6 protein-coding genes are annotated in these 11296 nt (G+C 69.9%); all 6 read right to left on the bottom strand.

Going from position 1 to position 11296, the window contains the following annotated elements; all coding sequences use genetic code 11:
* The 6 genes from LX88_RS39145 to LX88_RS39120 all read right to left on the bottom strand — a co-directional run bounded on the left by LX88_RS39145 (position 1) and on the right by LX88_RS39120 (position 11295).
* Positions 1-969, bottom strand: a complete 969-nt coding sequence (locus LX88_RS39145) for an AAA family ATPase (protein WP_258952800.1) — start codon at positions 967-969, stop codon at positions 1-3.
* A gap of 27 nt (positions 970-996) precedes the next feature.
* Positions 997-7125 carry an Ig-like domain-containing protein gene (locus LX88_RS39140; RefSeq protein WP_258952799.1) on the bottom strand — a complete coding sequence of 2043 codons (6129 nt, stop codon included), beginning with the start codon at positions 7123-7125 and terminating at the stop codon, positions 997-999.
* 147 nt (positions 7126-7272) lie between these two features.
* Positions 7273-8751 carry a serine/threonine-protein kinase gene (locus LX88_RS39135; protein ID WP_258952798.1) on the bottom strand — a complete coding sequence of 493 codons (1479 nt, stop codon included), beginning with the start codon at positions 8749-8751 and terminating at the stop codon, positions 7273-7275.
* The gene (locus tag LX88_RS39130; RefSeq protein WP_258952797.1) at positions 8748-9944 is read right to left on the bottom strand and encodes an FHA domain-containing protein; all 1197 of its coding nucleotides are present in this window, start codon (positions 9942-9944) and stop codon (positions 8748-8750) included. The genes LX88_RS39135 and LX88_RS39130 overlap by 4 nt, the downstream gene beginning before the upstream one ends.
* Positions 9941-10696, bottom strand: coding sequence for a PP2C family protein-serine/threonine phosphatase (locus tag LX88_RS39125; protein ID WP_258952796.1), 756 nt, complete (start codon positions 10694-10696; stop codon positions 9941-9943). The genes LX88_RS39130 and LX88_RS39125 overlap by 4 nt, the downstream gene beginning before the upstream one ends.
* Positions 10693-11295 (bottom strand): hypothetical protein, encoded by a 603-nt coding sequence (locus LX88_RS39120; protein ID WP_258952795.1) that lies wholly within the window; start codon positions 11293-11295, stop codon positions 10693-10695. Before LX88_RS39120 ends, LX88_RS39125 begins: the two co-directional genes overlap by 4 nt.
* Position 11296 lies beyond the last annotated feature (1 nt).

Here is an 11296-nt window from a genome sequence, read left to right as displayed (position 1 = left end):
TCAGACACCTCGCAGAACGGGGGGCTCGATGTCCGCGAACAGCGAGTCGATCACCTTCTCCACGGTGGCGCCGTCGAACTGCGCCTCGGCGCGAAGCAGGATCCGATGGCCGAGCACGGGATGCGCGAGCTGCTGGATGTCATCGGGCACCACGAGAGTGCGCCCCTGCGCGAGCGCCCACGTCTTCGCGCACCGCACGTACGCGAGACAGCCGCGCACCGAGACCCCGAGCCTCACGGCGGGATGTGACCGTGACGCCTCAGCGATCCGGCTCACGTACCCGAGCACGGCCGGGTCGACGTGCACCTGATCCGCCAGCGCGGTCAGCTGCGACACCGCGTTCGCGGCGATGGCGGGCGGCACGTAGGCCGACCGGTCCCGCGTCGCCGCGTCGGCGAGCAGCGCCACCGTGGCGTTGTGGTCCGGGTACCCGACGCTGGTCTTCATCAGGAACCGGTCGAGCTGCGCCTCGGGCAACCGGTAGGTGCCGGCCTGCTCGATCGGGTTCTGCGTCGCGATCACCATGAACGGTGAGCCGACCTGGTGGGTCTCGCCGTCGACGGTGATGCGGCCTTCCTCCATCACCTGCAGCATGGCGGACTGCGTCTTCGGCGACGCGCGGTTGATCTCGTCCGCCAGCACGATCGAGCCGAAGATGGGGCCGGGGTGGAAGCGGAAGCTGCCGAGTTGCTGGTTGTAGATCTGCACACCGGTGACGTCCGACGGCAGCAGGTCCGGCGTGAACTGGATCCGGGTGCTCTTGCCCTGCACGGTGTTCGCGAGCGCCTTGGCCAGAGAGGTCTTGCCCGTGCCGGGGAAGTCCTCGAGCAACAGGTGGCCGTCGGAGAGCAGGCAGGTGAGCGCGAGACGGATCACGTGCTCCTTGCCGGAAATAGCGCGCGAGATGTTCTGGACCATCTGTTCGAAGGTCTGCGCGAACAGCCGTGCCTGTTCAGGAGTGGCGGTCATTGTTCTTCCTTCACTGTTCTCGCGTCATCACCAGACGACTGATCCCTGGACACCGCCGCAGGTGACGTAAACCCGTTCACCCGGATATCCGTAATAGTTCCTCGTCTGCCTGCGCTCGTTGGGCCCGAAGTTCTCGTTGACGAATCCGACTGGGCCGTGGTCGCTGTTGAACGTGCACGTCACATTTCCGGTGAAATTCGCCGTCTGCACCACCACGTAGGCACACGCCGACGAGGTGCAGACCCCCGTGCCGTTGCAGCCGCCCGCACCGCACGCCGCACCCTTCGACACGGCCACGGAGGGAGGCGGGGGCGGAGGCGGAGGCGTGGCCTGCTGCCGGGACTGGTTCAGCGACGGCCGCCCCGCGTCGGACACCGTCACCGACACGGTCACGTTCTGCGAGTAGCCGACGTCCTGGCCGCTCGACCAGTTCCACCCGCCGACACCCGTGGTGAACGACTGGTTGAAGCCGTGGCTCGTCGTCACCTGCACGGTGGCCGGCTTGCCGTTCGGGTTGACCGAGACGGAGAAGTTGACAGCCGTATTGTTGGCGGACGTGTTCAGCACGAGGTCGCGCATCGGACCGTAAGTCGTCACACCCGCTGACACCGGGCTGTTGCACGGGTTGCCCGCGTATGCACCACCACCGCTGCCGTTGCACGACTGCAGGTTGATCGTCACCGGCTGCCCGTTGGGGAGACCGTTGACCGTCTGCGTCGCACCGGCCTGCCCGCCGGTCGGGTAGGTCCACGTCCCGCAGGAGCCGCCCGACCAGGTGCAGCTCACAGTGTTGGACTTGCCGTGCGAGGCAGGTGCGTCGAAGCGCAGTGTCGCCTGCCCGTCGGCACCGGTGGGCGCCGCGGAGAACCCCGTGATCGGGTCCGGGGTGGCGGTCGCCTCCATCTGGGCGGGCGCGCTGGCGGGCGAGGTGTGGCCGGCGGGTTCGGACTCGGCGGCGGCGTTGGCGGCGACAACGGTGTAGCTGTAGATCGTGCCGTCGTTCTGCAGGCCGTCGTCGACGCAGGTCGTGGCGGTGACCTTCGAGCACACGGTCTTGGTGCCGCCGCCGGTGCGGGTGAGCGTGTAGGTGGCCGGGCCGGGCCCGTTCGCCCCGACCGCGCCCCACGACACCGTCACGGCACGGGTCTGCGCGTTCGCCGCGTTGGTCGCGGTGAACGACGGCGCCGCGGGAGCGTCCGGCGCACCCGCCGACTGCCCCTCGACGGTGACCGCCGGGCCCGGTCCCTGCGAGTTGACCGCGATCACGGTGAACACGGTCCGCGCGTTGTTGTCGAGCCCGGTCGCGGTCACGTTCGTGGCGCCGCCGGGTGCGGTCGTGCGGCCGCCACCGGACCATGAGATCTCATGGCGCAGAACAGGCGTGCCGTCGTTCTGCGCAGCTGTCCAGCTCAACTGCAATGAGCCGTCGCGCGGCGTGGACGTGCTCAGTCCGGACACCGCTCCTGGCACCGTGTTCGGCTGTGCGGGTGCGGATCCGCCACTGGGCTTGCCCCAGCCGACGAGGTTGTGCGCGCGCACGGTGAACGTGTACTCGGTGCCGTTCGAAAGGCCGGTGATCGTGCACGGCGACGCGGCGCAGACCTGCTTGCCACTGCCGTAGTCGACCTCGAAGGAGTCGATCGGCGCGCCGTTGCCGGACGGCGTGCTCCACGACAGTTCGACGACCTTGCTCAGCACCGTCCGGCCCGGCGTGGGAACGCCGGGGGCGTCGGGCACGCCGAGCACGTTCACCCTGATCCGGCCGGTCACCTTGCGGTCGTCCCGCCCGGCATCGGCCACATCGGTCACGACGACGTTGAAATCGATGGCGCCGTGCGCGTCACCGTCCGGGGTGATGCGGACGGTCGAACCCTCGTTGGTCGCGCTCGCCCCGGCGCCGCTCACCTGGTTCACCGCGACGACCGTGATCTTCGGATCGCGGAGTTGTGAGCGCACGTACGAGACGAGGTCGACGGTGGCGACGTCACCGGCCTTCACGCCGTCCAGCGTCACCGGCGAGACGGTGGGAGGCGGGGCGGCGGCGACCTTGATGGCGATCTTGCCCTTGGGCCCGTCGCCGGCGCCGACCTCGATCGTCCCGGTCGAACCGGGCTTCGCGCCGCCCGCCGCGGTGACGGTCAGCGTGCGCTCGCCGGAGCCTTCGAGCGTGACGCCGCCCGGTTGTGCCGTCCAAGTCGCCGAGTAACGGACCTCGCCGAGCTTGGCGCGGTTCGCGACCCACACGTGGCACACGGAGGTGACGTCGATCTTCACCGGCACGCCGCCTTCGACGACCGTGAGCGCGGACGCGGGGCAGCGCAGCACCGGAGCGTCCGGCCCCACCTGCACAGGCACCGTGATCAGGGCGGTCTTGCCGTCGGGATCGGTCAGCGAGTTGCCGTCGGTGACCTGGAACGTCACGGCGGCAGGTCCGGTGTAGCCACCACGTGCGGTCAGGACCAGCCCGGTGTCGCCCTCGTTGCGGACCTCGAGCCCGGTGACGGGCGCCGCGGTCACCTTGTCGACCGTCGTCAGCTTCGGCTCCTTGCCGGACGGCACGTCGACGTAGTCCTTCACCTGCACGGCGATCGAGCCGTCGGCGGGCACCTCGATCAGCTTGTCCGGGAAGGCCCTCGGCGCTCCGGTGCCCTTCGACGGCACGTGGATCAGGCCGGCCGCGGTCGCGCCGGACTCGTCCTTCACCTCGTAGGCGATGGTGCGCGGGTGGTCGCCGACGGGCACGGTGGCCTTGAACCCGGACACCTCGGCCTGGCCGTGGAAGACCCTGGTGATCTCCAGCCGGCCCTGGTCGCCGTCCGGGTCGGCGACCACGGGACGGAGATCCACCTCGACAGCGCTGTCGTCCTTCTTCACGACCGGGAAGAGCTCGGCGACGACCGGCGGGATCCGGTAGTCGGCCTGACTGCGCACGGTGAGCTTCGCGAGGGACGGCCGGCCGAGGCCGTTGGTGATGCCGTACGTGACGACCAGCGGCTTCCCGGTCAGGTCGGGCGCGGTGATCTCGATGCGGCCCTCGTCCTCCCGCACGTCATCGGGCAACGACGGGTTGCGATCCTTCAGCGACTCGACGACGACGGTGTCGCCGGGCGCCTGGACGTCATTGGCGAGCACGTTCACCGCGAGGCGCGCACCGGGTGCGGCGGTCACGACGTCGTCCACGGCGACCGGCGGCTGCGGGTCCCCCGGCGGCACCACGGCGACGCGGATCAGGGATTCGCCGGTGCGGCCGAACGCGTCGGTGACGACGAAACCGAAGGTGTCCGTGCCGTTGGAAGTGGGAAACGCCTCATAGGTGAGGGAAGTGCTGGCGATTCCCACAACGCGGCCGAGCACCGGCGCGGACGCGATACCGGTGACCGCGACCGAGTCGCCGTCCGGATCCGCCCCGCTCGACGGGATGGTGATCGTGACTCGATCGCCCGCGACGGCCCGCACCTCAACGGGTTCGGGCACCGGTGGCTGGTTCGGGTTGGCGGGAGTCGGCATCGGGTTGACCGTGACGTGCGCCCTGCCGACGGCCTGGTCGCCGTCCGGGTTCTGCGCCACGTACGAGACCTCGGCGACGAACGGGGTGTCGGCGCGCTCGGGTGCGACGTAGCGGACGACGGCGCCCGAGACGTAGGCGGTGCCGGGGTCCTGGCGGCCGTCGCGCGAGATGACGGTGAGCCTGCCGGTGCCCGGTGCGCCCTGCACGTTGGACTGCAAGGTGAGTGGCGCACCGGCAGGTGAGATGTCGTTGTCCAGCACCGGGATCGTGGTCGAGTCACCGGCACGGGCCGACGCGCGGTCGTCCTTCGGCACGGGTGTGTCGTCGGCCGGCGGCGGGAGCTGGGTGACGGTGACCTCGCCGACGACTGGGCTGGTCACGCCGTCCGTCACGGTGTAGCGCACGATCTGCGGGTTGCGGTCGAGGACCGGCGCGGTCGCGTTGATCCGCAGCCACCTGCCCTTCACGACAGCGACCTCCAGCTGCTCCGAGGCGCTCTCCGCGTGCTGCACCCCGAGCACCGATCCGGCGGGGCTGAAGTCGTTGGCCAGCACGTCGGCGACGACCGGCTCCTGACCGCGCACCACGGCGCTGTCGGGCATCGCCACCGGTGGCAGCGGCGAGTCGGGGGCGGCGGTGACGTCCACGCGGATGGCACCCTTCGCGAACGGCGCGTTGCCGAACGCGGCGGTGTAGTCGAGCGGGTACGTACCGGGCTTCGTGGCGGTGAGCGTCACCAGGCCGGTCCTGGTGTCGGTCGTGATCGTCGTGCCGGCCAGCGGCGCCACGTCAGCGGCGAGCCGGAGTTCGGCGGAGGGGTCGACGGGATCGGCGCCGGGGAGGTCGTTCTCCAGGGGCCGGATCAGCACCGGCGTGCCGACCTGGCCGCGTGCCACGTCCGGGCGGGCGATCGGCGGCAACGCGGTGGGCGCGGCAGGGTCGAGGACCAGGACGCGCTCACCACCCGCCACGGGGTCCGCGATGCCGTCGGTGACCTTGTACCCGATGGTCTGCCGGCCTGCCTCGACGGGCGCGGCGTACTCGACGAACCCCGTGTTCGCAGTGGTCGCGACCCCCGCCTTCGCCTCCGCCTCGATGAGCACGACCGGGTCGCCGTCGAAGTCGCGCCAGTCGGCGAGCACCGGCAGCGTCAGCCGACCGCCCGACGCAACGGACCAGTCGTACGGCACGGCGCCCTTGCGCACGGCCGGGGGCTCGTTCTGCGTGCCGGTGCGCACCTGCACGGTGACCGCGGCCGTGGCGTTGAGGCCCTTGCCGTCGTCGACCGTGTACTTGAAGTGCACGTCCTGGGCCTGCTCCGGCAGCGTCACCTCCACGGTCTGGCCGTCCGGGGCGATCGCCAGCCCGGCGTCCTTGCGGTCGAGGTCGCTCACGGCCGTGATGGAGAGGATGTTCCCGGCTGGATCGGAGTCGTTGTCGAGCACGTGGAGGACCGTCGTGCGGCCGGGGCGCGCGCCGAGCGTGTCGTCGGTGGCTTTCGGCGGCTTGTCCTTCGCGGACTCGGTGGTGTTCTCGTTCTTGTCCTTGTCGCTGGGGTTCTGCTCAGGCGGGGGCCGCACCGACTGCCAGTCGTCGACCTTGTGCTGCGTGCTCAGGTCCCAGACCGCGCCCGTGGCCAGGTCGTTCAGCACGATCGCCTTGCGGTTCATCCGGAACACCGGCTGGACCAGGGCCTTCGCGTCCTTGAGGTTGCCGGGCGATGCTTTTTGGCCACCGCACGAGCGGAAGTAGCCACCGGACGCGCCTGCCCAGGCTGCGTGCACGCAGTCGCCGAGCCGCACCGGTTCGGTCGGTGCCCCGTTCACGCCCTCGTGCAGGGTCGCGGTGCCGTCGCCGTCGAGGTCGAACGCCTTCAGCTGGTCCCTGGCCGCCACGACGACTGCCGGCACGTCCGGACCGGACTGCTGCAGCACGGACTCGCGCCCGGCCTGAACAGTGCGTCCTCCGGGGAGGAAGAGGGTGCCGGACTCGGTGTCGAGCACGACCGCCGAGTCGCCCACCGCCGTGATCCTCGGCGACTTGGGACTCGTCGTGAGCTTGCCGTACGCGGGTTCGGCGAACCCCGCTCCTTCCGGTCTGACCGTCACCGTGCGGCCGTTGGCCGAGACGGCGTGCACCGTGCCGTCCAGTCCGACGGCGAGCGCGGCGGCGTCGGCGGCGTCCAGCGCGGCGATCGGCGCGGATTCCTGGTTCACCCGGTCCAGCGCGCTCACGCCGGCCTGGACGTCGACCCTCGTCGCCCACACCTTGCCCGCGCCGGGGTCGAGCACGGCGAGCGTGCCGCCCGCGAGCGCGACCTGACCGCCGCTGGGCAACACCGCTCCCCGATCACCCAGCGTCACGGCGCGGGACACGTCGACGGGGTAGAGCTTGCCGCCCGCCCGGTCCCGCGCGACCACCGCGGCGGCGTCCTGCACCACGTCCAGCTGGTAGGTGCGCTGGGCTCCGCCCGGCGGGTTGAACGCGGCGTCGAGCGAGCCGACCGGTTTGTTCAGCCTTCCGAACAACCCGTCGCGGTCACTGGTGACCCACACGCCGCCATCGTTGAGGTCGACCTGGCGCACCGGGTTGCCGTTCGACGTGAACGCATAGGCGACAAGCGAGGCCGCAGCAAGAACGAGCACCATTCCGGAAGCGATCGTGGTCCGGTGCTTTCGAATGAATCCCACTGTTCCCCTCGATGAGGTCGCGTGTGTGCGCCTGCGGTTCCGTCAACCGCCTATCGGGCCGATCCACTAATTCGTTGCAGCATTCACTCGAATGCCGGAGAACGATTAGGCGCAGCTCTCCTGCGACCACTCCGCAGTCGCGTTGCCGCCATCCGCGCGCACCACTTTGACCTGCAGGCACAGGGGTTTCGCGCCCTCGACGTCCACCTCGGCCTTCTCCTGCACACCGGTGCGCGCACCGTCGGAAGTGCGCCAGGAGAACGTGTCCGTCGCCTGCTGGGCCGAATAATTCCAAGCGAACCGGACAGTCTTCTCGTCCAGTCTCGTCGCGGTGATCACGGGCCTGCCCGGAGGCGCGTTGTCCGCACCGGCGTTCTGCTCGGGAGCATCGCCCGCGATGGTGGTCGCCGATGGTCCCCCGGACGGCTTCTCCTGTCCTGACAACAGGAAAGCACCCACACCGACGATCGCCGCGGCCGCCACAGCGCCGACCACGTAGTGCGGCCAGCGCACTCGGACCGGCAACTCGGGTTGTGGTGGTGGTTCCGGGACCGGCGGCAGTTCCCGGTGGATCGTCACGGGCAGAGCCGATCCCTTGCGCAGCAACGTTTCCGGGGCGTTTCTCGACGGACGCGGTGCCGTGTTCAGCGTAGGTGGAACCGCCCTGCGTTGCGTCATGGGCGCGACCGGCGGAGGAGGCACCACGAACGACGGTTCGGGCGTCTTCTGCGGTGACGCGGCGGGCATCCGGACGTATCGGGTCTCACCGAACCGTTGGGCCTTCTGGATCCGCCGCAGCCCGTTGGCCAGTTCCAGCGCCGAGCACGGTCGTTCCCGCGGCTCATGCGCCATCGCGGCGAGCAGCAGTCTCTTCAGGTCCTCCGGTGCGGAGAGCGAGGGAGGCCGCCAGCCGGACACGATCAGCCGCTCGACCGCCTCGAGCGAGTGGCCGGCTCCGGGCGACATGAACGGCGAGTGCCCCGCGATGAGGTGCCACAGCGTGGCCCCGAGTGAGAACACCTCGGTCGGGACTCCGTGTCTCGCGGTCCCGAGCAGCAGTTCTGGTGCGGACCACGGCGGGGACAAGGCCAGCTGCCCGCTCCCACCCTCCTCCGTGGAACGCCCGGCGATGCCGAAGTCGGTGAGACACGGCTTGCCGTGCTTGTTCACGAGAACGTTCGCGGGCTTGATGTCGCGGTGCTGGATGCCGAGATCGTGCGCGGTCTGGACCGCACCCGCGATCTGCACCCCGATGTCGAGCACCTTCTCCACCGGCAGCGGTGTCCCTCCCGCGAGATCACCGCCTGGGCAGTACTCCATGATCAGGTACGGACGCCCGTCAGCCGCTGTGCCCGTGTCGTAGACCGCGACGACGTTCTCGTGGCTGCCGAGCTCGGCCATCGACTCGCCCTCGGCGACGAACTGCTTGCGCAGATCCTCGAACAACTCTGCTGACTTGGGCGTCTTCACCGCCACGTCGCGTTTGAGGCCGGGCTGGAAGTAGCGGTAGACCATCGCGAAACCGCCACCGCCGATGTCGGCGCGGTACTCGTAGTTCGGGATCCGAGGCGGCGCCATGCTCATCCGGTCACCTCGAAGGTGAAGGAGAACTGGTCACCGAGCAGCACGCGGGTGCCGGGGTAGAGGACGTCGGCGATGTGCGCGGCGAGCTTCTCCGGTGGGCAACCGGGCCGGGACACGCTGGTGCCGTTCATCGAACCGAGGTCGCACACGAGCACGTCCCAGTCCTCCAGCCGGACCTCCACGTGCGTCCGGGAGATCTCCGTGCCGATCTCCCCGCCGATCTGCACGAGATTCACACTTCCCCGGTCACCTTGGGGATCACGTCCCAGCACGACGTTGCGGTCGAGCGGGATGGTGTCGCCGTTGGACAGTCTCAGCACTCCGAGCACCGGCACCGGCATCATGGCGGCGATCTGGTCGGGCAGTGGGTCTTCGCACACCCTGCAGTACGTCACGTGTTCCGAACTGAGGTGACCCGCATGGCACTTCTTCGCACGCGCCATACGTGGCCCGGACGTCCTGCCACCGTGCATCATCCGCGTGTGATCGGGAGCCAGGTCGTTGGTGCGCAACTGCGTCTCGGTGACCGCTTCGGACTGGCGAGAGGGCTCGACCTGGGCAACCGCCACCGGGGGCGCCCAGTCGAACGACTGGATCACCCCGGCCTGCTGAGTCGTCCGGGGCTGCGGCGCCGGCCACAGCGGCGGAGGCACCTGGTCACGCACGATGGTCACATCGACTGGTTCCTCGTGCTGTACAACGATTTGATCGACGGCCGCAGGTGGCGCAGGACGTGAAACCGGTCGCGGTGCGAGCTCGACCGCGCCGGACAGAGCGACCACGAGTTCGCTCGCGAGCACCACACCTCCCTGCAGGGGCAGCTCCGGTCCACCCGGTCCCGCCTTCAGGCGAAGCCCCGCCACGTCAGCGAGGTTGCGGTCGACCCACGTGCCGACCCCCACCGCGTTGATCTCTTCGGCAGCACCCGACTCGTGTACGACCTCCAACCGCGCCTCGCCCCGCACGACCGCACGCCTCTCCTCCGCAGCGAGCCTGACGAGCGCGAATCCGCTCACCGCACGAAAACCCTCGTGCATGATCGTTGCGAGCACCTCTTCCAGGGAGTGGTCCGTCCGCACGAGGTCCCAGCAACGGCCGACGAGATCGGACTCGGGCGTCACGGCCAGCAGAAGCCACGCTTGTTCCCCGACCACCGCCACCCAGGACCCCGGCACGTACCTGACATCGCTCATCGCGGAATCCGCGGCGCCGTGTCACAGCTGGCAGCGGCGACGTCCTCCACGACGGGGTAGTCGACCACCACTGCGGTGACGTTGTCCCGTGCTCCCGCCGTCACCGCGAGTTCGACGAGAGCAGCGGCCGCCTCCCGCGCACCGGCGTGCCGCCGGAGCAGCTCTTCCACCCCGTCGTCGGACACCTCGTTGGTCAGCCCGTCCGTGCAGATCAGAAACCGCTCGCCCGCACACGGCGGGAACAACCACATGTCCGGATCGGAACCGCCCTCGTCTCCGAGCACACGCGTGACGACATTCCGGCGCGGATAGGTCCTGACCTCAGCTTCCGTCAGCAATCCGGCCGCAACGAGCTCCTGCGCCTCGGAGTGGTCGACGGTGAGCTGCGCCAGCCGAACGCCGTCCAGCCGGTAGACCCGCGAGTCACCGATGTTGAACACAACCCAGTGCGGTCGCCCGGAGACCGAGACGAGCGCGATCCCCGCAGCTGTCGTCATGCCACCGTGCTCGGACTCCTGCAATGCGCGCCGGGCGTCCGCGAGCGCCGCCCGAACGTCCTCCGGCCCTGCTCCCTCGACCTGGTCGAGTTCCCTGAGCCGCGCGATCACCAACGCACTGGCGACCTCGCCCGCCGCATGCCCGCCCACACCGTCGGCCACTGCGAAGACCCGCCGGCCCGCGATCGCGTCGTCCTCGTTGGCCTCCCGCACCACACCGGGATGTGTGGTGACACCGGTCGAGATCACAGTCATCGCACACCCACCGGATCGGCCAGCAGTTCGGCGACTCGCGCATGGGCCTCGTCCTCACCGACCGGGGTGCCGCGGTCAGGATCTCCCTCGGAATCCGAGAGGTACCAGGCACCTTCGCCGTCGATGGCGATCGCGATGCTCACCTGACCACGTGCGGTACGGGACTGCACCAGCACCGCGGACTCACGCCCGAGCGCCCTGCCGAGCACGTGCCGCACCTGCTCTGCCGCTCCTGAGGCCACATCGATCGGCTGCACCACGTGCTGTCCGAACCCGACGGCCGTGAGTCCGATGTGGACGTTCGGCCCCGTGACGACGGCACCGAGCTCCACCGAGCCGTCGCCGAGATCGAGCACCCTGGTCACGCGGTCCGCGGTGGCGAGCGCCGCCACTACCGCCCTCAACTCCGGGACAGGGACGACACCACCGTCACCCGGTTCGCACAGTCCCCTGGCCAGCAGGGATGCCAGCCCTGCCGCGGCCACCGCGTCGTCCGCCGGCGCGAGGCCGAGGTCCTCGCGGATGGTGGCGATCTCGGGCTCGCGCACCCGAAGCAGGAACTCGAGCTCGGCGAACGTGAGCACCAACGACTGCTCCACG

Source organism: Lentzea californiensis, assembly GCF_024648825.1.
Taxonomy (GTDB): domain Bacteria; phylum Actinomycetota; class Actinomycetes; order Mycobacteriales; family Pseudonocardiaceae; genus Lentzea; species Lentzea californiensis.
The sequence above is the reverse complement of the archived record's forward strand: the minus strand, read 5'-3'. Positions and strand labels throughout refer to the sequence as shown.

Excerpts from the sequence above, each read along its gene's own strand:
- LX88_RS39145 (WP_258952800.1), bottom strand. The coding sequence starts at position 969 with ATGACCGCCACTCCTGAACAGGCACGGCTGTTCGCGCAGACCTTCGAA.
- LX88_RS39140 (WP_258952799.1), bottom strand. The coding sequence starts at position 7,125 with ATGGTGCTCGTTCTTGCTGCGGCCTCGCTTGTCGCCTATGCGTTCACG.
- LX88_RS39125 (WP_258952796.1), bottom strand. The coding sequence starts at position 10,696 with ATGACTGTGATCTCGACCGGTGTCACCACACATCCCGGTGTGGTGCGG.
- LX88_RS39130 (WP_258952797.1), bottom strand. The coding sequence starts at position 9,944 with ATGAGCGATGTCAGGTACGTGCCGGGGTCCTGGGTGGCGGTGGTCGGG.
- LX88_RS39135 (WP_258952798.1), bottom strand. The coding sequence starts at position 8,751 with ATGAGCATGGCGCCGCCTCGGATCCCGAACTACGAGTACCGCGCCGAC.